Source organism: Streptomyces sp. NPDC001816, from assembly GCF_042892235.1.
In the GTDB taxonomy this organism is placed as follows: domain Bacteria; phylum Actinomycetota; class Actinomycetes; order Streptomycetales; family Streptomycetaceae; genus Streptomyces.
In genome coordinates, this window is sequence record NZ_JBIATY010000015.1 from 33,087 (window position 1) to 53,058 (window position 19,972).

General features: G+C 68.3%; 17 protein-coding genes and 6 pseudogenes. 6 read left to right on the forward strand and 17 right to left on the reverse strand.

All coding sequences use genetic code 11. From position 1 onward, the window contains the following. Nucleotides 1-67: 67 nt before the first annotated feature. From ACFYZZ_RS38335 to ACFYZZ_RS38370, 8 genes are all read right to left on the reverse strand, one after another. On the reverse strand, nt 68-1,345 hold the full coding sequence (locus ACFYZZ_RS38335) for a thymidine phosphorylase (protein WP_389187017.1): 1,278 nt from the start codon (nt 1,343-1,345) through the stop codon (nt 68-70). A gap of 78 nt (nt 1,346-1,423) precedes the next feature. Next, nucleotides 1,424-1,828 carry a cytidine deaminase gene (locus ACFYZZ_RS38340; RefSeq protein ID WP_389186545.1) on the reverse strand — a complete coding sequence of 135 codons (405 nt, stop codon included), beginning with the start codon at nt 1,826-1,828 and terminating at the stop codon, nt 1,424-1,426. Further along, on the reverse strand, nt 1,825-3,087 hold the full coding sequence (locus ACFYZZ_RS38345; RefSeq protein ID WP_389186548.1) for an ABC transporter permease: 1,263 nt from the start codon (nt 3,085-3,087) through the stop codon (nt 1,825-1,827). Before ACFYZZ_RS38345 ends, ACFYZZ_RS38340 begins: the two co-directional genes overlap by 4 nt. Next, nucleotides 3,087-4,205, reverse strand: coding sequence for an ABC transporter permease (locus ACFYZZ_RS38350; RefSeq protein ID WP_389186551.1), 1,119 nt, complete (start codon nt 4,203-4,205; stop codon nt 3,087-3,089). The genes ACFYZZ_RS38345 and ACFYZZ_RS38350 overlap by 1 nt, the downstream gene beginning before the upstream one ends. Continuing rightward, nucleotides 4,202-5,872, reverse strand: a complete 1,671-nt coding sequence (locus ACFYZZ_RS38355; protein ID WP_389187020.1) for an ABC transporter ATP-binding protein — start codon at nt 5,870-5,872, stop codon at nt 4,202-4,204. The genes ACFYZZ_RS38350 and ACFYZZ_RS38355 overlap by 4 nt, the downstream gene beginning before the upstream one ends. A 233-nt stretch (nt 5,873-6,105) precedes the next feature. Further along, nucleotides 6,106-7,152, reverse strand: coding sequence for a BMP family protein (locus tag ACFYZZ_RS38360; RefSeq protein ID WP_389186553.1), 1,047 nt, complete (start codon nt 7,150-7,152; stop codon nt 6,106-6,108). Nucleotides 7,153-7,367: 215 nt separating this feature from the next. After that, nucleotides 7,368-8,396: a BMP family protein gene (locus tag ACFYZZ_RS38365; RefSeq protein WP_389186556.1), complete on the reverse strand. Its 1,029-nt coding sequence runs from the start codon at nt 8,394-8,396 to the stop codon at nt 7,368-7,370. A gap of 288 nt (nt 8,397-8,684) precedes the next feature. Further along, nucleotides 8,685-9,926: an amidohydrolase gene (locus ACFYZZ_RS38370; RefSeq protein WP_389186559.1), complete on the reverse strand. Its 1,242-nt coding sequence runs from the start codon at nt 9,924-9,926 to the stop codon at nt 8,685-8,687. A 226-nt stretch (nt 9,927-10,152) separates the two neighbouring features. Here ACFYZZ_RS38370 and ACFYZZ_RS38375 point away from each other — a divergent pair, with 226 nt between their 5' ends. After that, entirely contained in the window at nt 10,153-10,806 is a 654-nt protein-coding gene (locus ACFYZZ_RS38375) for a class I SAM-dependent DNA methyltransferase (RefSeq protein WP_389186563.1), read from the forward strand. 30 nt (nt 10,807-10,836) lie between these two features. Here ACFYZZ_RS38375 and ACFYZZ_RS38380 read toward each other — a convergent pair whose 3' ends face one another. Continuing rightward, a complete protein-coding gene (locus tag ACFYZZ_RS38380) occupies nt 10,837-11,319 on the reverse strand; it encodes a MarR family winged helix-turn-helix transcriptional regulator (protein WP_389186566.1) in 483 nt (160 codons plus the stop codon). 220 nt (nt 11,320-11,539) lie between these two features. Between ACFYZZ_RS38380 and ACFYZZ_RS38385 the strand changes: the two genes are divergently transcribed. The 3 genes from ACFYZZ_RS38385 to ACFYZZ_RS38395 all read left to right on the forward strand — a co-directional run bounded on the left by ACFYZZ_RS38385 (nt 11,540) and on the right by ACFYZZ_RS38395 (nt 14,123). Next, nucleotides 11,540-12,166, forward strand: a complete 627-nt coding sequence (locus ACFYZZ_RS38385) for an isochorismatase family protein (protein WP_389186569.1) — start codon at nt 11,540-11,542, stop codon at nt 12,164-12,166. Nucleotides 12,167-12,208: 42 nt separating this feature from the next. Beyond that, complete coding sequence (locus tag ACFYZZ_RS38390; RefSeq protein WP_389186572.1) at nt 12,209-13,369, forward strand: alpha/beta fold hydrolase; 1,161 nt, start codon at nt 12,209-12,211, stop codon at nt 13,367-13,369. A 289-nt stretch (nt 13,370-13,658) separates the two neighbouring features. Then, the gene (locus ACFYZZ_RS38395) at nt 13,659-14,123 is read left to right on the forward strand and encodes a hypothetical protein (protein ID WP_389186575.1); all 465 of its coding nucleotides are present in this window, start codon (nt 13,659-13,661) and stop codon (nt 14,121-14,123) included. A gap of 115 nt (nt 14,124-14,238) precedes the next feature. Here ACFYZZ_RS38395 and ACFYZZ_RS38400 read toward each other — a convergent pair. From ACFYZZ_RS38400 to ACFYZZ_RS38425, 6 genes and pseudogenes are all read right to left on the reverse strand, one after another. After that, nucleotides 14,239-14,547, reverse strand: a pseudogene (locus ACFYZZ_RS38400) (serine/threonine protein kinase); the annotation flags it as partial. Nucleotides 14,548-14,558: 11 nt separating this feature from the next. Beyond that, nucleotides 14,559-15,449 (reverse strand): glycoside hydrolase family 19 protein, encoded by an 891-nt coding sequence (locus ACFYZZ_RS38405; RefSeq protein ID WP_389186577.1) that lies wholly within the window; start codon nt 15,447-15,449, stop codon nt 14,559-14,561. A gap of 127 nt (nt 15,450-15,576) precedes the next feature. Beyond that, nucleotides 15,577-15,986: pseudogene (locus ACFYZZ_RS38410) on the reverse strand (ATP-binding protein). Nucleotides 15,987-16,106: 120 nt separating this feature from the next. Further along, a pseudogene (locus ACFYZZ_RS38415) lies at nt 16,107-17,442 on the reverse strand (IS256 family transposase). 103 nt (nt 17,443-17,545) lie between these two features. Continuing rightward, a pseudogene (locus ACFYZZ_RS38420) lies at nt 17,546-17,673 on the reverse strand (AAA family ATPase); the annotation flags it as partial. Between the two features lie 190 nt (nt 17,674-17,863). Next, nucleotides 17,864-18,219: pseudogene (locus tag ACFYZZ_RS38425) on the reverse strand (NUDIX domain-containing protein); the annotation flags it as partial. A 187-nt stretch (nt 18,220-18,406) separates the two neighbouring features. On the opposite strand from ACFYZZ_RS38425, the pseudogene ACFYZZ_RS38430 reads away from it, so the two are divergent. After that, nucleotides 18,407-18,604 (forward strand): annotated as a pseudogene (locus tag ACFYZZ_RS38430) (IS5/IS1182 family transposase); the annotation flags it as partial. A 28-nt stretch (nt 18,605-18,632) separates the two neighbouring features. On the opposite strand, the gene ACFYZZ_RS38435 reads toward ACFYZZ_RS38430, so the two are convergent. Then, the gene (locus tag ACFYZZ_RS38435) at nt 18,633-18,938 is read right to left on the reverse strand and encodes a barstar family protein (RefSeq protein WP_389186579.1); all 306 of its coding nucleotides are present in this window, start codon (nt 18,936-18,938) and stop codon (nt 18,633-18,635) included. A gap of 104 nt (nt 18,939-19,042) precedes the next feature. On the opposite strand from ACFYZZ_RS38435, the gene ACFYZZ_RS38440 reads away from it, so the two are divergent. Continuing rightward, the gene (locus ACFYZZ_RS38440; RefSeq protein ID WP_389186582.1) at nt 19,043-19,288 is read left to right on the forward strand and encodes a hypothetical protein; all 246 of its coding nucleotides are present in this window, start codon (nt 19,043-19,045) and stop codon (nt 19,286-19,288) included. Nucleotides 19,289-19,528: 240 nt separating this feature from the next. Here the strand turns inward: ACFYZZ_RS38440 and ACFYZZ_RS38445 are convergent, their stop codons facing one another. Further along, on the reverse strand, nt 19,529-19,969 hold the full coding sequence (locus ACFYZZ_RS38445) for a barstar family protein (RefSeq protein WP_389186584.1): 441 nt from the start codon (nt 19,967-19,969) through the stop codon (nt 19,529-19,531). Between the last annotated feature and the right edge of the window lie 3 nt (nt 19,970-19,972).

Here is a 19,972-nt window from a genome sequence, read left to right on the forward strand (position 1 = left end):
TCCAACATGCCGAACGGGACCGGCGGAGGTCCGCCGATCCCGTTCACCCGAAAGATGAATCCCCAGGTCAGGCAATTCGTTCCAGTACCACCGGCGACGCGGTGAAGTCCGTGCCCGCCGCCGCGATGTCGTACGAACCCTCGACCGCCTGCAGCGCGTACTCGAAGCGCTCCGGGGTGTCCGTGTGCAGGGTCAGCAGCGGCTGGCCCTCCGTCACCGTGTCGCCCGGCTTGGCGTGCATCTCGATGCCCGCCGCCGCCTGCACCGGGTCCTCCTTGCGGGCGCGGCCCGCGCCGAGGCGCCAGGCGCCGACGCCGATGTCGTAGGCGTCCAGGCGGGTGAGCACGCCGGAGGAGGGGGCCTTGATGACGTGCTGCTCACGGGACGTGGGCAGCACCGCGTCCGGGTCGCCGCCCTGGGCCGCGATCATCCGGCGCCAGACGTCCATCGCCGAGCCATCGGCCAGGGCCTTCGCCGGGTCCGCGTCCTTCACGCCGGCGGCGTCGAGCATCTCGCGGGCGAGCGCGATCGTCAGCTCCACGACGTCCGCCGGGCCGCCGCCCGCCAGGACCTCGACCGACTCGCGGACTTCGAGGGCGTTGCCCGCGGTGAGGCCGAGGGGGGTGGACATGTCGGTCAGGAGGGCGACCGTCTTCACGCCGTGGTCGGTGCCGAGGCCGACCATCGTGGAGGCCAGCTCGCGCGCGTCCTCGATCGTCTTCATAAAGGCGCCCGAGCCGACCTTCACGTCCAGGACCAGGGAGCCGGTGCCCTCGGCGATCTTCTTCGACATGATCGAGGAGGCGATCAGCGGGATCGCCTCGACCGTGCCGGTGACGTCGCGCAGGGCGTACAGCTTCTTGTCGGCGGGGGCGAGGCCGTCACCGGCCGCGCAGATGACGGCGCCGGTGGTGTCGAGGACGTGCAGCATCTCCTCGTTGGAGAGCAGCGCACGCCAGCCGGGGATCGACTCCAGCTTGTCCAGGGTGCCGCCGGTGTGGCCGAGGCCGCGCCCGGAGAGCTGCGGGACGGCCGCGCCGCAGGCCGCCACCAGGGGCGCCAGCGGAAGGGTGATCTTGTCGCCGACGCCGCCCGTGGAGTGCTTGTCGGCGGTCGGGCGGGACAGCGAGGAGAAGTCCATGCGCTCTCCGGAGGAGATCATGGCTGCCGTCCAGCGGGCGATCTCGCGGCGGTTCATGCCGTTGAGCAGGATCGCCATGTTGAGCGCGGCCATCTGGTAGTCGGCGACCTCGCCGCGGGTGTACGCGTCGATGACCCAGTCGATCTGCTCGTCGGTCAGCTCACCGCGGTCCCGCTTGGTGCGGATGACGGTGATGGCGTCCATGGCCATGGCTGATGGCTTCCTTCCGGGAGGTGCGAAGTGCACGGCCCCCCTGCGCAGGTCAGGGGGGCCGTACGGGAGTTACTTGGTGAGATGGTCCGGGCCGAAGGCCTGGGGCAGCATCTCGGAGAGCGGGAGGATGCCCGCGGGGGTGTCCAGCAGCAGGTCGGGGCCGCCGAACTCGTAGAGCAGCTGGCGGCAGCGGCCGCACGGGACGAGCAGCCCGCCCGTGCCGTCCACGCAGGTGAAGTGCGTGAGGCGGCCGCCCCCGGTGCGCTGCAGCTGCGAGACCAGACCGCACTCGGCGCACAGGCCGAGGCCGTAGGAGGCGTTCTCGACGTTGCAGCCGGTGACCGTGCGCCCGTCGTCGACCAGGGCCGCCACACCGACCGGGAAGCCCGAGTAGGGGGCGTAGGCGTGGGACATGGCCTCCCGCGCCTCGGCGCGCAGCGCCTCCCAGTCGAAGTCGGCGGCGGCGGAGGTCACTTGCCCTGTCCCTTCCGGTACGGCAGGCCGTCCGCCTTCGGCATGCGCAGCTTCTGCGCGGACAGCGAGAGGACGAGCAGCGTGACGATGTACGGGGTCGCCGTCACCAGCTGGCGCGGAACCTCGTTCGTCGAGGCGTACCAGAGGAACATCAGGGCCGCGACGACGACCGTGATGACGGCGGGGACGTACTTCTTCTTCCACGCCTGGTAGGCGGCGCCGAACACCAGCAGGATCGCCAGCAGCAGGATCAGCGCGTGCACGTTGGTCGTGCCACCGCGCAGGTTGAGGCTGTCGGTGTAGCCGAACAGGCCGGCGCCGAGGGCGAGGCCGCCCGGCATCCAGTTGCCGAAGATCATCGCGGCGAGACCGATGTAGCCGCGGCCGGCCGTCTGGCCGTCGAGGTACACGTTCGAGGCGACGATGGACAGGAACGCGCCGCCGAGGCCGGCGAAGCCGCCGGAGACGATCACGGCGATGTACTTGTACTTGTACACGTTGACGCCGAGGGACTCGGCCGCCACCGGGTTCTCACCGCAGGAGCGCAGGCGCAGACCGAAGGAGGTCCGCCACAGCACCCACCAGGTCAGCGGGACCATGGCGACCGCGATCACGGTCAGCGGCGACAGGTCGGTGACCAGACCGCCGAGCAGGCCGGCGATGTCGGAGACCAGGAACCAGTGCTTGCCGTTGAGCGTGTTCAGCCAGTCGGACAGGCCCGGGATGCTGAACTCGCCGAGGGAGTCGATCGGCGGGGACTGCTTGGTGGAGCCCTGCGGGGCGTTGGCGAAGGTGAACTTCGACAGGTAGCGGGTCACGCCGAGGGCCAGGATGTTCAGCGCCACACCGGAGACGATGTGGTTGACGTTGAACGTGACGGTGGCGATGGCGTGCAGGACGGCGCCGAGCGCGCCGCCGACGATGCCGAAGACGACACCCACCCACGGGCCCCACTGGTAGCCGGCCCAGGCGCCGAACCAGGTGCCGAGGATCATCATGCCCTCGAGGCCGATGTTGACGACGCCCGCGCGCTCGGCCCACAGGCCGCCGAGGCCGGCGAGGCCGATCGGGACCGCGAGCTGCAGCGCGGCGGACATCTGCCCGACCGAGGTGATGCCGTCCGCGCCGGTGATGATGCGGACGATCGAGGTCAGCACCAGCACACCCGCGATGACGAGCAGGAGTACCGGCAGCGACATACGGCGGCCGCCCTTGCCGGGCTGCTTCGCCTGCGGCTTGGCGATGGTCGCGGTGGACATCAGGCAGCCACCTCCTTGTTGGTGTTCTTGGCGGCTGCGGCCAGTTCGGCGCCGACCCGCTGCTGCTGGCGGCGCAGACCCCACTGCTGGACGGCTGCGTACGAGATGACGACCGCGAAGACGATCAGGCCCTGCATGATCGTGGCGATCTCCTTGTCGTACGCCACGGGGGTCGCGTAGTCGAGGGCGGGCGAGGCCTTGTCGAGGAAGGCCCACAGCAGGGCGGCGAGCGCGATGCCGCCCGGGTTGTTGCGGCCGAGCAGGGCGATGCCGATGGCGGTGAAGCCGAGGCCCACGGGGAAGCTCAGGCTGTAGGTGTGGCTTTCGCCGAGCAGCAGCGGCAGGCCGGCCAGGCCCGCGATGGCGCCGGAGATCAGCATCGAGACCAGCACCATGCGCTTGGCGTCGACGCCGGAGGCCGCGGCGGCGGTCTCCGAGGCGCCGGTGGCGCGCAGGTCGAAGCCGAAGCGGGTGCGGTTGAGGACGACCCAGTAGCCGATGCCGAGGAGGACGGCGAGGAAGACCAGGCCGTAGATCTCGCCGACGTCCGAGCCCAGGTTGATGCCCGGGAACCAGCCGGACTTCTTCATGATGCCGGTCGTCGAGTTGTTGCCGACCTGCACGCCCCACACGTCGGTGAGGGTGACGTAGCCGATGACGGCGGTGGCGATCGCGTTCAGCATGATCGTCGCCACGACCTCGCTGACGCCCCGGGTGACCTTCAGGACACCGGCGATGCCGGCCCAGAAGGAGCCGGTGGCCATGGCGACCAGCAGCAGCACCGGGATCTGCAGGAAGCTGGGCAGGGCCATGTGCGCGCCGACGACGGCGGTCATCACCGCGGCGAGGCGGTACTGGCCGTCGACACCGATGTTGAACAGGTTCATGCGGAAGCCGAGGGCGACCGCGATGGCGGCGATGTAGTACAGCGACGCCTGGTTGATGATCAGCACCTGGATGTCCGAGTACGGCAGCTGCTGCAGCATCAGGGTGTACGGCTCGATCGGGTTCTTGCCCGAGGCAAGCAGGACCACCGAGGTCAGCGCGATCGCCAGGACGAGCGCGATGACCGGTCCGGCCACCGCGACGAGCACCCGCTCCTTGTCGAACTTCTTCATCGGGCCTCGTCCTCCGGACCGGCGTTGTCGCCCTCGGGGGCGGTCTCTTCGTGCTCCAGGTGACCGGACGCGGCACCCGTCATGGCCGAGCCCAGCTCCTCCGGCGTGATGGTGGCCGGGTCGGCGTCGGCGACCAGCCTGCCGTCGTAGATGACGCGCAGGGTGTCCGACAGGCCGATCAGCTCGTCCAGGTCGGCGGAGATCAGCAGCACGGCCAGGCCCTCGCGGCGGGCCTCGCGGATGCGGTCCCAGATCTGCGCCTGGGCGCCGACGTCCACACCACGGGTGGGGTGGGCGGCGATCAGGAACTTCGGGTCGTGGCTCATCTCGCGGCCGACGATCAGCTTCTGCTGGTTGCCGCCGGACAGGGAGGCCGCGGTGACGTCGATGCCGGGGGTACGGACGTCGTACTCCTCGACGATCCGGCGGGTGTCGTCCTGGGCGCCCTTGGGGTTCAGCCAGAAGCCCTTGGCGTTGGGCTTCTCGGTGACGTGGCCGAGGATCCGGTTCTCCCAGAGCGGGGACTCCAGCAGCAGGCCCTGGCGGTGGCGGTCCTCGGGGATGTAGCCGACGCCGGACTCACGGCGCTTGCGGGTGGGCCAGGGGGTGATGTCCTCGCCCAGGAAGGTGATCGAGCCGGAGTCGGCGTGCTTGGTGCCGATCAGCGCGTCGATCAGCTCGGTCTGGCCGTTGCCCTCGACACCGGCGATGCCCATGACCTCGCCGGCGTGGATGGTGAAGGAGACGTCGTCGAGGACCTTCTTGACCGCGCCGGCGGGCGCGAACTCGGTGAGGCCCTCGGCGGAGGGCTCCTCCTCCGTGCCCATCGAGACGGCGCCGCGGGCGTGCACGGTGAGGTTCCTGACCTCCAGAACCGGCCGGTCGGTGACCGTGGACTCGGCGGTCTCCGGGGTGGGCAGCTCGCTGCCGACCATCAGCTCGGCCAGCTGGCGCGGGGTGGTCTGGGAGGGGATCGCGGTCCCGACCGTCGTACCGCGCCGGATGACCGTGATGTCGTCGGCGACGGACAGCACCTCGCCCAGCTTGTGGGAGATGAAGATGACGGACAGGCCCTCGGACTTCAGCTCGCGCAGGTTGTCGAAGAGCGCGTCGACCTCCTGCGGGACCAGCACGGCGGTCGGCTCGTCGAGGATCAGGGTGCGGGCGCCGCGGAAGAGGACCTTGAGGATCTCCACGCGCTGACGGTCGGCCACACCGAGGTCCTCGACCAGCACGTCCGGGCGGATGCCCAGGCCGTAGCGGTCGGAGATCTCCTTGATCTTCCTGCGGGCGCCACCGCCGATGCCGTACAGCTTCTCGCTGCCGAGCACCACGTTCTCCAGCACCGTCAGGTTGTCGGCCAGCATGAAGTGCTGGTGGACCATGCCGATGCCGCGGGCGATGGCGTCGGCGGGGCTGGAGAAGCTCACCTGCTCGCCGTCGACCTGGATGGTGCCCTCGTCCGGCTTCTGCATGCCGTAGAGGATCTTCATCAGGGTCGACTTGCCGGCGCCGTTCTCGCCCACGAGGGCATGGACGGTGCCCTTGCGGACCGTCAGGTGGATGTCGTGGTTGGCCACGACACCCGGGAATCGCTTGGTGATGCCCGCGAGCTCGACCGCGACTGTCGACGGAGCGGTGAGCGGAGGGCTGCTGGACGCGTCGATGGCGCACTCTCCTCGGGAAAGGGGCCGCTCTACGCGCGTAGCGCCCCTGCTTTAAATAGTGCCCGGATCTGACCGACCTTGATCGAGAACTTCGCCTCGAGCAAAAATCCGATCCGTTCCGAGCATTCTGCCGCGCGAACGGGGTGCGGGCAGGTCATCCTCTCCGCACCCCGTTCCGTGGCCGTAACGCTGCCATTACAGCGTTCTGTTGGCCAAGGCTTCTGACTGGATCGTCAGGAGGTCTTCACCGTGATGCTGCCGTTCTTGATGCCTTCCTCGGCCTTCTTGATGGCGGCCTGGATGGCGGCGTCCTTCACGAAGGCCGGGTTGGACTGGGCGATGCCCACGCCACCCGACTTCAGGTCACCGCGGATCTCGCCGGTGAGCGGCTTCTTGTCCTTGATGACGGACTGGGAGAGGTCGTAGACCGCGCCCTCGACGTTCTTCAGGGCCGAGGTCAGGATGTACGACTTGTACTTGGCCAGCGCGGCCTGCTTGTACTGGTCGGAGTCGACGCCGATGGCCCACACCTTGTGCTCGGCGGCGGACTTGATCACGCCCTGGCCGGAGAGGCCGGCGGCGGCGTAGATCACGTCGGCGCCCGAGTCGATCTGGCCGTTGGCCGCGTTCTCGCCCTTGTCGGGGCTGGAGAAGCCACCCTCCTGGGGCGTCTGGGTGAGGTACTGCGACTCGATCTTGATCTTCGGGTTGACCGACTTGGCGCCTTGCTCGTAACCGGCCTCGAACTTGTGGATCAGCGGGATGTCCACGCCGCCGATGAAGCCGATGTGGTTCTTCTTGGTGGCCTTGGCCGCGGCCACGCCCGCCAGGTACGAGGACTGCTCCTCGTGGAACACCATGTCGGCGACGTTCTTCGCCTTGACCGTGTTGTCGTCGATGATGCCGAAGGTGACCTTCGGGAACTTCGCCGCGACCTCCTTCACCGCGCCCGCGTAGACGAAGCCGACGCCGATGACCGGGTTGTAGCCGGCCTTGGCCAGGGTCTCCAGGCGCTGCACCTTGTCGGCGTCCGTCTCGTTCTCCTGCGGCTCGACGTCGCGGCCACCGACGCCGAAGTCCTTCTGGGCCTTCTGGAAGCCCGCGTAGGCGGCGTCGTTGAAGGACTGGTCGCCCTTGCCGCCGATGTCGTACGCGAGGCCGATGCCCTTGGACTTGCCCTCGCTGGAGGAGGACGTGGACGAGCTGCCACAGGCAGAGACGGTGACGGCCAGCGCTGCGGTCGCAACGCCTGCAATCGTGATACGGGACACCCGGCGCATGGAACGTGACTCCTTTGTGCAAGCGCCCAAACCAGGCGCTGGTTCCGCCGCAGCGTAACGCGCGTAGACCAGACGGAAAACCCCCAATGTCCGGTCCGTTATCTAGCTGTGGCCACAGTCACTGCCAAGGTTACGGACAGCAGTACGCCCCTTGCGGGAGGCAAGGGGCGTACGGGTACGACAACGCCCGGGCGGGCGCAGATCCGGGGGTCAGATCACTTGGTGTTGACCGTGATCTTGCCGTCGATGATGTCCTGCTTGGCCTTGTCGACCGCGGCGACGACGTCCTTCATGGCCTGGTACTTCGGGTTGGAGTCGGCGAAGCCGACGCCGCCGGACTTCAGGTCGCCGCGGACCTCGCCGGACAGCGGCTTGCCCTCGTACACGGACTTGGACAGGTCGTAGACCGCGCCGCCGACGTTCTTCAGGGCCGAGCCGAGGATGTAGTCCTTGTACTTGGCCAGCGCGCTCTGGGAGTACTGGTCGGAGTCCACTCCGATGGCCCACACCTTGTGCTCGGCGGCGGACTTGATCACGCCCTGGCCGGAGAGGCCGGCCGCGTGATAGATGACGTCGGCGCCGGCGTCGATCTGGCCGTTCGTCGCGTTCTCACCCTTGTCCGGGCTGGAGAATCCGCCCTCCGCCGGCGTCTGGGTCAGATACTGCGACTCGATCTTGATCTTCGGGTTGACCGACTTGGCGCCCTGGTCGAACCCGGCCTCGAACTTGTGGATCAGCGGGATGTCCACGCCGCCGATGAAGCCGATGTGGTTCTTCTTGGTGGCCTTGGCCGCGGCCACGCCCGCCAGGTACGAGGACTGCTCCTCGTGGAAGACCATGTCGGCGACGTTCTTCGCCTGGATCGTGTTGTCGTCGATGATGCCGAAGGTGATCTTCGGGTGCTTGGCGGCGACCTCCTTCACGGCCGGCGCGTAGGCGAAGCCGACGCCGATGATCGGGTTGTACCCGGCCTTGGCGAGGGTCTCCAGGCGCTGCACCTTGTCGGCGTCGGACTCGTCGGCCTGCGGCTCGATGTCCCGGCCGCCGATCTTGAACTCGTCCTGGGCCTTCTTGAAGCCGGCGTAGGCGGCGTCGTTGAAGGACTGGTCGCCCTTGCCGCCGATGTCGTAGGCGAGGCCGATGCCCTTGGCGGAGTACTTGCCGTCCTTGGTGGAGGTGTCGGTGGACTCGGTGCTGGACTTGCCGCATCCGGCAGCCGCGAGGGCGACGACCGCGACGGTCACCGCAGCTTGGGAGAACCTCGTTCTCCGGGAGATCTTCCGAGAGAGCAGACGCACAGCAAGCACTCCTTCATCCCCACGGCGCCGTCACGGGCCGCTGTCCCCAATGTGCCGCCAGTGGTGGCGATTCGGCGCACAGTAACGCGCGTAGAAGGGGAGGGGAACGGGGTTCTTCCCGGCCGTTATCGATTCGTGCCGACTCCGGGTTACAGCTGTGCGCCGCCGGTTACGCCGGGATGACACAAGGGGACGAAGAGGCACCGAACGGGTGCCCCTCCCCCTCCGGGCGGCCTACAGCTCGTCGAGCAGTACGGCGGCCGTGAACATCTCCACGCCGACCGTGATGGCGCGCTCGTCGGCGTCGAAGTCGCCCTGGTGCAGGTCACGGGACGTGCGGTCGCCGGGGGTGCGGACGCCGAGGCGGGCCAGGGCGCCGGGCACCTGCTCCAGGTACCAGGAGAAGTCCTCGCCGCCGAGGCTCTGCTGGGTGCTCTCGACGGACCGCATGCCACGCCGGGCGACCATGGACTTGCGCAGCAGCTCGGTGGACTCCCGGTCGTTGACGACCGGCGGCACGCCCCGCACGTAGGTGATCTCCGACTTGGCCCGGTGCAGGGTGGCGATCTCGTCGATGGCCGCGTGCACGATGTCGGGTGCCTCGCGCCAGGCATCCAGGTCCAGGCAGCGGACGGTGCCGGACAGCTCGGCGTGCTGCGGGATGACGTTCGGGGCGTGGCCCGACTCGATCCGGCCCCAGGTCAGGGCGAGGCCGCTGCGGGTGTCGACGCGCCGGGCGATCAGCGCGGGCACGTCGACGGCGACACGGGCGGCGGCGGTGACCAGGTCGGTGGTCAGGTGGGGGCGGGCGGTGTGGCCGCCGGGCCCGTCCAGGGCGATCTCCAGCCGGTCGCAGGCGCTGGTGATGGGCCCGTGTCGCAGCCCGATCCGGCCGACGTCGACCTTGGGGTCGCAGTGCACGGCGAGGATCCGGCCGACCCCGTCGAGCACCCTGTCCTCGATGGCGCCGAGGGCGCCGCCGGGCATGACCTCCTCGGCGGGCTGGAAGAGCAGCCGCACCGGGCGGGACAGCAGCCCCTTGGCGTGCAGGTCGGCGAGGACGAGCCCGGCGCCGAGCACGACCGAGGTGTGCACGTCGTGGCCGCAGGCGTGGGCGCGGTCGGGCACCGTGGACCGGTACGGGCAGTCGGTCTTGGTGTCCGGGATGGGCAGGGCGTCGATGTCGGCCCGCAGGGCGATCAGCGGGATGGCGGGCCGCTCTCCCTCGGCGAGCTGATGTCCCTCTGGAAGCCCGATGTCACAGATGAGCCCGGTTCCGGTGGCGAGAACGCGGGGGTGCAGCCCGGCCTGCTCCAGCCGCTCCTTGATCGCGGCGGTCGTGCGGAACTCCTGGTTGCCCAGCTCCGGGTGCATGTGCAAGTCGCGCCGGAAGGCTACGAGTTCGGCGTGCAGGGACTCGCTGAGCACGCCGGGGAGAACATCCCCGGGGACATCGGCCTCATACTCTAGGGACATCAATTGGTTCACCCTCTGAAGGGTAGGACGCCCAACCGGTCAACTGACCCTCGATCAACAAAACTTCAGCCCGTTAGGTGAAGAAAATCTGACCGGCGGACGCATGGCGGCGGACTCTGGTGGGTAAAACCTCTGTTTCCTCCTTCCACGGATACCACGCCCACCCATACTCCCGCTCTACAAGTCCACGGACCGGACCAAGCCCGGCCCAGTAGGCTCCGCGCTCGTGAGCGACTCGACCGTGAGCTTCCTGCAGACCACCCGCTCCTCCTACGACGCGATCGCCAAGGACTACGCGTCCCGCTTCCCGGACGGCCTGTTCCACCCCCTGGACCGCCAGCTGGTCACCGCCTTCGCCGAGCTGGTCACGGCGAACGGCCCGGCCCCCGTGGCCGACCTCGGCAGCGGCCCCGGCTACGTCACCGCCCGCCTGCATGCGATGGACGTCCCGGCCTTCGGGGTGGACGTCTCCCCGGCGATGGTGGCCCTGGCCCGCGAGGCGCACCCCCAACTCCGCTTCCACGTGGGCTCGATGACGTCCCTGGACCTCCCCGACGCCACTCTGGGCGGCATCCTCGCCCTCTACTCCACCATCCACGTCCCCGACGATCACCTCCCGACCGCCTTCGCCGAGTTCCACCGCACCCTGGCCCCCGGCGGCCCCGTCCTGCTCGCCTTCCAGTCGGGCCCGGAATCCGGCCACCTCCATCTGGCGGAACGCTTCGGCCACGAGATCGACCTGGACTACTACTGGCGCACCCCGGAGCAGGTCACGGCGCTGCTCACGGAGGCGGGCCTGGAGCTGGTGGCGACGGTGGTACGCGAGCCGGACGCGGAGGAGACCCGCCCGAGGGCGTTCCTGCTGGCCCGCCGGCCCTAGCTGCGCCGCCCAGAGCTGTACGCCGCGCTCTCAGTCGCCCTGGCTCTGTCCCGGTTCGATGCCCGTGGTGACGGCCTCGCGTTGGAGGTCGGCCACGCGATGGAGGGCCGTCTTGAAGGCGGCGTACTCCTGCTCGCCCAGCGCCTGCGCGTGACGTTCCTCGATCGTGCGCATGATGGCGGCGGCGGCCTCCATCTGGAGCAGGCCGCGTTCGGTGGGGACGATCAGTTTGGCCCGGCGGTCCGCGGGGTCGGGTCTGCGTTCGACGTAGCCCAGGCGTTCGAGGTCGTCGACGAGGGTGCCGATGACCTGCTTGTGCTGTCCGGAGGCGCGGGCGAGTTCGCTGGCCCGGATGCCGTCCGTGCGCAGGTAGGCGAGGACGGCACCGGCGCGGGGCTGGATGTCGTCGAAGCCCTGCTCGGCGAGCGCGGCGAACAGCTCGCGCTGCACGGAGAAGAGGATCCGGGCGGCGAGCACGCCGAGGTCCGGTTCCGCGCTCTGATGCCCGGTCAACGCCCCTCCCGTCCCGGCGGCCGTCCGCCGCCGTGCCGTGTGACCAGCGATTTTAGTTGAGCGCCCGGCGGGCCGGACAGTGCCACCCAGACCCCGGGCGACCCGCCCCGACCGTTGCTTGCACCCCGGAGGGCTTGGGCATAGCCTCAAGTAGTCACTAGAACTGACTATCAAGATTAGTGACCAATAAGCCGTGGCTCCACCCCCGAAGGAGCGGAAGATGAGCGAGCGCAGCAAGTACCTGGAGTCGATCACCCGGGAGAACGCCGCCGTGGTGCTGGTCGACCACCAGGTGGGACTTCTGACCGGCGTCCGGGACATCCCTCTCGGCGAGCTGAAGCACAACGTGGTGGCCATGGCACGGGCGGCGACCGTGCTGGGCATCCCGCTGGTCGTCACCACCACCGCGGCCGACAGCATGTGGGGGCCGACCACCCCCGAGTTGGTGCAGGCGCTGCCGGCCGGACAGAAGGTCTTCGACCGCAGCACGGTCAACGCCTGGCACGACGACCGCGTCCGCGAGGCCATCGAGGCCACCGGACGGCAGAAGCTGATCTTCGCCGGGGTGTCGCTCGAAGTGTGCGCGGCACTTCCCGCGATCGCCGCGACGGCCGCCGGGTACGACGCGTACGTCGCCGTGGACGCCTCCGGCACCTTCAGCCGGACCAAGCGCGAGGCGGGGCTGCTGCGCATGCAGCAGGCGGGCGTCGTGGTCAGCGACTACGCCACCCTCCTGGTCGAGGCTCTGGCCGACAACGCCGCCCCCGAGGCCGGCGCCCTCTACGCCGCCCTCGACATGCCCTTCGCCGTCCTGGTCGGCCAGATCTCCGCGGCCTACCAGGCCTAGGACACGTCCAGCACACCTGCGCGCCGCCCCCGGGAGCACGTGATGTCCGTCATCGAAATGACCACCTTCCGGGTGAGACCCGACAAGGTCGCCGACATGCTGGCCGCCCGCCCCGGCATGCTGGCGGCCTTCCGGGAGGACCGGCGGGGCTTCGTCTCGGCGCGTCTCGTACGGGTGGGCGAAGACACGTGGCTGGACTTCGTGGAGTGGACGGACGACGCCGCATGGGACGAATCCCGCGCCAAGGGAGCCAACCGCCCGGAGATCGGCGACTTCTTCGCCACGATCGACACACTGGTGAGCGCTGAACGAGGAGCGCGCTACGACGATGACGCCGACGGCCCGCGGCCGGTGCGGACGGTCGCCTACGGTGCCCATCCCTCTCAGGTGGGAGAGCTGTACCTACCCCCAGGGGAGGGGCCCTTCCCAGTCGTCGTACTGGTGCACGGCGGCTTCTGGACGGCCCTGTTCGACCGTCGGCAGGTCGTCGGTCTCGCGGACGACCTGGTGGGCCTCGGGTACGCGGTATGGAACATCGAATACCGGCGTATCGGCGAGTCAGGAGGCGGCTGGCCCGGGACGTTCCTGGACGTGGCCGCCGCCGTGGACGCCGTCGCGGGTATCGATCCCTCGGTCGACGCCGGCAAGGTGATCGTCGTCGGTCATTCGGCAGGAGGCCAGCTGGCGACCTGGGCCGCTCACCGTTCCGTCCTCCCTCCGGCCGCCCCTGGGGCCAACCCCAGGGTCAAGCCGATCGGCGCCGTCTCGCTGGCGGGGGTGCTCGATCTCGTCGCGGCGGACACCGCCAAGCTCGGCTCCTCATTGGCCGACCCTGATGCCGAACCGTCGGCAGGCGCGCCGGAGCCGTCGGATCCCGCCGTCCGGCCGGCCGTGGCCGCCGAGGTCAGGGACGGCGTCGCCCGGGTGCTGCTGAGCGGCTCGGCCGCGGACGTGTCCGACCGCTACTCCCAGGCTTCTCCCGCCGAACTCCCGCCCGCCGAAGTGCCCGTGCTGGTGATCCACGGGGCCGACGACGAAGGCGTGCCACCGTCTTACAGCCGGGCGTACGCCGATGCCCAATCGGCACGAGGCGCAGACGTGCGCTTCGTCGAGGTGCCCGAGACGACTCACTTCGACGTGATCGACCCCGCGAGCCCGAGCTGGCGCCTCGCCCGCGACTGGATCCAGGAGCGGCTCGCCTGACCAGTGTTCGTCGCCAACTGTCCGTCCATGCCTGCCCGAAGAGCCTGTGAGGCACCTATAAGCTGATCACTCACCGAGATGCTGATGTGTTGTAAACGGGGGAAGCATGAGCGGAGTTCGATGAACCCGTGCGCCCAAGTCGTGGGCGTGCGCCGCAGCCGTTGTCATGAGCGCACTAACAGGGTGTGGCGGCCATGACTCGGACCCTGCACGGGCAGCCGGACCGACGGAAACCACCCAGGCTCCGTCACCGGGCAAGAACCCGACCGACCAGCCGTCGCCGCTCTCGATGCCCCCCGCCCGCGAGCCGGTGCTGCACGTGCGCGGTGACTACACGTACAAGGTGCAGATCCTCGACGCCAAGACCATGGTGGATGTGCCGGACAACCCGCCACCGGCGGGGACGAAGGCGCTGGCTCTGCTGGTGCGGGTGGAAGCCGAGCCGCGGAACCGCAGCGTCCACGCGCCCTACGCGGATCTGGGGATCGAGTACCCCAGCCTGGAGGCCGACAAGGACCAGCACATCGGGGACGTCATCGACGACGCGACGGCCTACATGACCGAGGACCAGATGCTCTACGGCGGTGACGGCGTCGACCCGGTGTTCGGCACCCTGCAGGCGAACACCGTGTACTACCACTGGGTGTGGCAGCTGGTCTCGGAGAAGGCCGACCTGACCGGCGCCTCCCTCTGTCAGGTACAGCTCTCCGGTCACAACTGCATCCCGATCGGAGCCGTCAAGGCCGACTCCTGACGCGTGGTCGGACTTTGCGCCGGCCCGACCGGCGGCGGAGCGGGTCAGGCCAAGCCCACCGCCGCCAGCCGATGCACGTCCTTGGCGGCCCCCGTCACGCCCGACAGGTCTCGGCCACGCCGGCGGTCGGCAGCCACGGCTGGGGTCCGTCGGCGTCACTGTCGATCACCGGGTGCTGTGCAGGCCCTGCACCCGCTCGGCCGCGCGCACCTCCTGCGCGCACCTCCTGCGCGAACCGCCGCCGGAACTCCGGATCTTCGGCGAACTCCGGCCGGATCACCTTGATCGCGACCGGACATCCGCCCGGGGTGTGGGAGAGTTACACCTTGCCCATGCCGCCGGCCCCGAGCCGGGCGGCCGACCGATGACCGGCGATCTGCTGCTGATCATCCTTGGCCGGCGCCTGAAAGGCTCCTTGGGGCATGCCTGCGCCGATCAGCAGTAGAGGTTGCCGCCCGTCGAGGTACCCAGGATCTGCACGAACCGCTGGTAGGCATCCACCCGGCTCTGCACCTGCGCGGGGTTCCTGCCGTCGCACTCCAGGGAGCCGTTGATGCTGCGGATGGTCTGGCCGAATCCGGCACTGTTGACCATCGCGTTGTGGGGCGTCATCGTGCCGGGTCCGGTCTGCGTGTTCCAGTACCAGAGCCCCGTCTTCCAGGCGACGGAGGCGTCGGTCTGAACGAGGTTGGGGTTGTTGAGCAGATCGATGCCGAGCGCGTCGCCCGCCGCCTTGTAGTTGAAGTTCCAGCTGAGCTGGATGGGACCGCGGCCGTAGTAGGCGGCCTGACCGGCCGGGCAGCCGTAGGGCTGGCTCCAGTCGCAGTAGTGCGGGTAGTTGGCGGTGTTCTGCTCCACCACGTAGACCAGCCCGCCGGTCTCATGGCTGACGTTGGCGAGGAAGGCGGCCGCCTCCTGCTTCTTCACGGTGTCGCTGCCGGTGTTCGCGAAGCCGGGGTAGGCGCTGAGGGCCGCGGTCAGCCCGCTGTACGTGTAGAACGGATTCCGGTTCGGGAACATCTGGTTGAACTGCGCTTCGCTCACGACGAAGGTGCCCGAGGGGTTGGTGGGGCCGCCGTCACAGGGGTACGGGTCCCAGAACCAGGTGCTGATGGTCGGGTCGTACCCCGGGTTGTCGTGCTCTGCTATGTAGGCCTTGCCGTCGGTGTACCGGACGATGTCGCCGGTGATGTAGCTCCTGCCGGCCGTCCAGGCCGAATAGCTCGAGCAGGCGGCGGCGGAGGCGTTCGCGGCCGGCAGCAGCACCGGTGCGGCGGTTCCGATGACGGCGGCGGCTAGGAGTGCGGAGAGGCGGCGTTTCGACACAGGGTCAACTCCTTTGCGGAGCAAGCTGCGGTGGGGGGTCTGGCGCCACACTCAACCGGATTGGTCTGGACCAGTCAAGGGTTTAGACCAGCCAGATCCGACAACGTTGCCAGAGGCGGACCGGCCGTCACGCCGCCGCCAGTTCGCACCACACGTACTTGCCTCGCTTCCCGAACCGGGCCGACGGCCGCCAGCCCCAGTAGTCCGCGCAGGCCCGGATCAGCGCCAGCCCTCGCCCCTCCTCCAACTCGGCGACCCGTTCTAATGGTTGCGGCGGCTCCGGCGGGGCGGGGTCCGCGTCCCACACCCCGATCCACACCACCCCCTCCAGGGAGCGGCGACCCTGAGCGCGGCCGACCCCTTCGTATGCCGCACGGCGTTGGAGACCAGCTCCGCCGCGAGCAGCTCCGCTGTGTCCGCGAGTCCGATCAGGCCGTGCATCGTCAGGATCAGACGCAGGGTGCGGCGGCAGATGGTGACGACTCTGAGGTCGTTGGGGATGTAGAGGGTGTAGTCCCAGGACTCGGTTTCGGGCATGCATCAACTCCGTTCAGAGCTCAGGGATTTCGCATGCGGTGGCATTGCCGCGGTCGTCATGGCAGGACGATGTGGTGCGCTCCGCTGCCTGTGCGAATGCCCGGCCGTCGCGGGGAGCACTCAACTGACCAGAGCGCCGGTGCGCGCCGCGAACTCGCGTACGCCCTCAATCCGGTTCGTCCCGTACAGCAGACCGGCGAACGTCTGCGGCGCGTCCCCGAGCGCGTTCCACATGCGGGCGATGTCGGTCCACGCCCGCGCGCGACGCTCCGCCGTCGGCATGCCATCGACGTCCCGCTTGCGGCCCTTCCCCGTCGGGTCGAGGCTCATCAGCGCCATGTAGATGCGCTTGAGGGCGGCGGCCTCGCTGGGGAAGTGTCCGCGGGCGCGGACGGCCTTGCGTAGCCGGGCGTTGACGCTCTCGATCGCGTTGGTGCTGCAGATGACTTTGCGGATCTCGACGTCGAAGGAGAGGAAGGGTACGAACTCGGCCCAGGCGTCAGACCACAGCTTCACGATCGCTGGATACTTCCTGCCCCAGGCGTCCTGGAACTCCAGGAAGCGTTCCATGGCCGCGTCCTCGTTCGGGCCGTGTAGACGGGCTTGAGCGTCTTGGCGACCTTGTCCCAGTCCTGGCGGGCCGCGTACCGGAAGCTATTACGCAGCAGGTGAACCACACACGTTTGAACAATCGTGCGGGGCCAGACGGTCTCGACCGCGTCGGGAAGGCCCCTGAGCCCGTCGCAGACCAGCATCAGGACGTCGTCCAGGCCGCGGTTCTTCAGCTCGGTGAACACGTGCAGCCAGTACTTCGCGCCCTCGCCGCCGTCTCCGGCCCAGATGCCGAGGATGTCGCGGGTGCCGTCCACGGTGACCGCCATCACGACGTATATCGGATGGTTCGCGACCTACCCGTCCCTGATTTTCACGTTGATGGCGTCCACGAGCAGAACCGGGTAGACGCGGTCCAGCGGACGGTTCTGCCATTCGGCCATACCGTCCATCACTTTGTCGGTGATGGTGGAGATGGTCTGCTTGGACACTTCGGCGCCGTGCAACTCGGCGAGATGAGCCGAGATCTCGCCGTGCGTGAGCCCTTTCGCGGACAGTGACAGCACCATCTCGTCCACCCGGTCAGGCGCCGCTGCCGCTTCTTGACGATCTGCGGCTCGAAACTGCCGGCGGTGTCGCGGGGCACCCTCACCTCGACCGGCCCCACATCGGTCAGCACGGTCTTGGACCGCGTGCCGTTGCGGCTGTTGCCGTTGTGCTTCCCGGCCGGATCGTGCTTCTCGTAGCCGAGGTGATCGGTGATCTCGCCTTCCAGGGCGGATTCCAGCACCCGCTTGGTCAGCATCTGCAACAGCCCGCCCTCCCCGGTCAACTGCAGGCCCTCGCTGCGAGCCCGGTCGACCAGCATCGCGACGAGCTGCTCGTCCGACGCGGCCGACGGCATCGCACCACCGGCCGGCTCCTCGACGGACTCGTGCTCGATCGTCGTCTTTCCCACTTGGCGTCTCTCCTTGATCAGCAGATCCGCCGTTGATTAGACACTCCCACTCTCCGAACAGTGGAATCATCCACTCGTCCGGCGTCAGCCGCAGCGCGCTGTGCTCCTCGGCGACCTGCCGAGCCCTTGTGGTCTTGCCGCCCCTGGCAGGCCGATCGTCAGGAACAAGGTGGTCACACCCAGATCGTGTCAGGGGAACCAATCGGAGGACGACTGCTTATTCTGCGGAGATCGCCGGGCCGCGATGCAGCCCTGTCGGCGCGATCACGTCCGCCTGCGCTGGTCGCGGACATGCACCGGACGGCCAGCCCTCGCGCGTTCTCAGTACTCCTCGACAACCGTTTCTGGTTCTCACCTACGCAGCCAATTCGTCGGAGATCTCCAGTCGGCCGCCGGTGATGCGGGCCGTGAAAGCAGACGTTGAACTGTCGCCGCACCTCGCCATCGGTGTAGGCGATGATGTGTCTCGGGCCGGTGCAAGTGCCGACCAGGCCGGTGATCCCGACGTCGAGGCTGGTCTCCTCCTTGACCTCGCGAACGGTCGGCCCCCGGCAGGGAGTCGGTGGGCTCCATGCCACCGCCGGGCAGCGCCCACAGGCCGTTGTCGCAGCGACGCTGCAGAAGGATGCGCCCATGGTCGTCGGTGACGACGGCGGAGGCGGCGACGACCATGCTGTTCGGCTCGGGTGTGCCGGGGTCGTCGTAGTACTCGGTGCGGGCCACGGTCAGCCTTCTTTGGTGGACCGGGTGGACGAAGATCTTGTCGGCTCGTGTCTTGCAGGCTCTTGAGCGGTTCAATGCCGCCCACCCCTGGGATCACAACGCCCACTACCATCGCTGGACCCTGCGGCAGTTGCCGAGACGCTTCGACCGTGCCCTGGACGTCGGCTCCGGCAGCGGTGACCTCGCACGGCTCCTGGCCGGACGCGTCGCAGCCGTGGAGGCAGTCGACTCCGATTCGACGATCACCAAGCAACGCAACACCGTCAAGCCGAGCATCAACCGCCTCAAGCAATGACGCGGTTTGGCAATGCGCACCGACAAGCTTGCCCTGGTCTACCAGGCGGCCCTCCACCCGGCGACCATTCTGATGTGGACCCGCCGCTGAGCTGGGAGCCCAGACCACAGCGCGAAGATCACGACGGCTCGTGCACAACCAGTCGCGACTGCCGACCCGCGAACGCACTTCGCAGCGCCCGGGCCTCCCGATTCCGCGAAGCGAAGACTCCATGCTTGTCCACGTGGACCACCAGGACGTCATAGCTGTCGATGACCTCAGAGATGCCTCGTGTCTGGATGGTGTCCCGCCAGGCATCTGTATTCCGTCCGAACCACTCTGGCAGTCCGCAGGGCTCGGAGACAGCGTCCCAGAAGTCATCGAGCGTCTCCATCGACCGACCCCGCAGGTCAACCACCAGCTCCGACTCTGTCTTCTTGGCCATCGCAGCAGAGTAACCGACCCTCACCCACCTGGGCAGGCGCCAAAGAGGCAGGCTCCAGGGCCAGTAGTCGCCTGGCCGGATCGCGATACAGGTCAGCGCGCTCCTTGGGTTCCGTTGGAGTCCGTGGTTGTGCGTGGAAATCCGGGGGTGTTGCCGACGCGCGCCAGCGGACGCCTGGCGAACTGCACCTGCTGGCCGCGAAGTTGACCAAAGCGCTGACCAATGTGCACCGGATCGCGGTCAGTCGCGGTGAGCGCCTGCCCGCACCAGCCTACGAAGACCTTCACACCATCGACTCGGGCGACGAGGACGACCAGCAGGACACCCTCCAGCCTGCCCAGCACGACTGACCTGCCCACCGCGATACGCCGCCACGGTTTCGGCCGGATACCTCTTGCGTACGGGCCGGAGCGGGCCATGTGCTTTTGATATTCACATCCAGCCCCCGTTAGCCCATGCTGCTGGGCTTCAGGCCGACGGTCGCGGCGCTTTAGGAGTCCAATCCAGCTGGCGGCCAGGGTGACAGCCGAAACGGCCCGCTGGAGAATCCGACGGGCCGTCACGATGAACCAAGACCGAGCGACATCCCATTACGAGGCAGGCATCCAGTCCGCCAGATAGAAGAGCTCTAGTTGACCAGAGCCCTCGTCCGACAAGGCACGTGCCATCATCTGCAGGAGTGAGACAGACCTCACAAATTCATGCAGGTTCGCATCGTGAAAGGCAACGCTCGACGAGAAGACAATCGCCACACTGAATGGCTTATTTACCCCTCGGTCACGAAGGACATCTCGCAGAGCATCCCAATTCTTACCGTAGTAGTCGGGGGCCGAAAGGACTTGGCCAAGCTTGATCAGGAGATCCAGTTCTGCCCTCACACTTTCGAGGTCGACTTCGAGAACAGAGAACCCTGCTCTGCTCAACTCTCCGACCAGCACAAGGTGATGGCCTTCGTGCACGAAGTAAGGTTCACCCGGTAGCCAAGGGAGGATCTCACCAACATCCACCCACGAGTCCATAAGGTCATCCATGCC

What these genes read in the sequence shown, in the direction of transcription:
- ACFYZZ_RS38335 (WP_389187017.1), bottom strand. Translation starts at nt 1,345, where the DNA reads ATGGACGCCATCACCGTCATCCGCACCAAGCGGGACCGCGGTGAGCTG.
- ACFYZZ_RS38345 (WP_389186548.1), bottom strand. Translation starts at nt 3,087, where the DNA reads ATGTCCACCGCGACCATCGCCAAGCCGCAGGCGAAGCAGCCCGGCAAG.
- ACFYZZ_RS38350 (WP_389186551.1), bottom strand. Translation starts at nt 4,205, where the DNA reads ATGAAGAAGTTCGACAAGGAGCGGGTGCTCGTCGCGGTGGCCGGACCG.
- ACFYZZ_RS38360 (WP_389186553.1), bottom strand. Translation starts at nt 7,152, where the DNA reads ATGCGCCGGGTGTCCCGTATCACGATTGCAGGCGTTGCGACCGCAGCG.
- ACFYZZ_RS38370 (WP_389186559.1), bottom strand. Translation starts at nt 9,926, where the DNA reads ATGTCCCTAGAGTATGAGGCCGATGTCCCCGGGGATGTTCTCCCCGGC.
- ACFYZZ_RS38385 (WP_389186569.1), top strand. Translation starts at nt 11,540, where the DNA reads ATGAGCGAGCGCAGCAAGTACCTGGAGTCGATCACCCGGGAGAACGCC.
- ACFYZZ_RS38390 (WP_389186572.1), top strand. Translation starts at nt 12,209, where the DNA reads ATGTCCGTCATCGAAATGACCACCTTCCGGGTGAGACCCGACAAGGTC.
- ACFYZZ_RS38395 (WP_389186575.1), top strand. Translation starts at nt 13,659, where the DNA reads ATGCCCCCCGCCCGCGAGCCGGTGCTGCACGTGCGCGGTGACTACACG.
- ACFYZZ_RS38435 (WP_389186579.1), bottom strand. Translation starts at nt 18,938, where the DNA reads ATGGCCAAGAAGACAGAGTCGGAGCTGGTGGTTGACCTGCGGGGTCGG.
- ACFYZZ_RS38445 (WP_389186584.1), bottom strand. Translation starts at nt 19,969, where the DNA reads ATGGATGACCTTATGGACTCGTGGGTGGATGTTGGTGAGATCCTCCCT.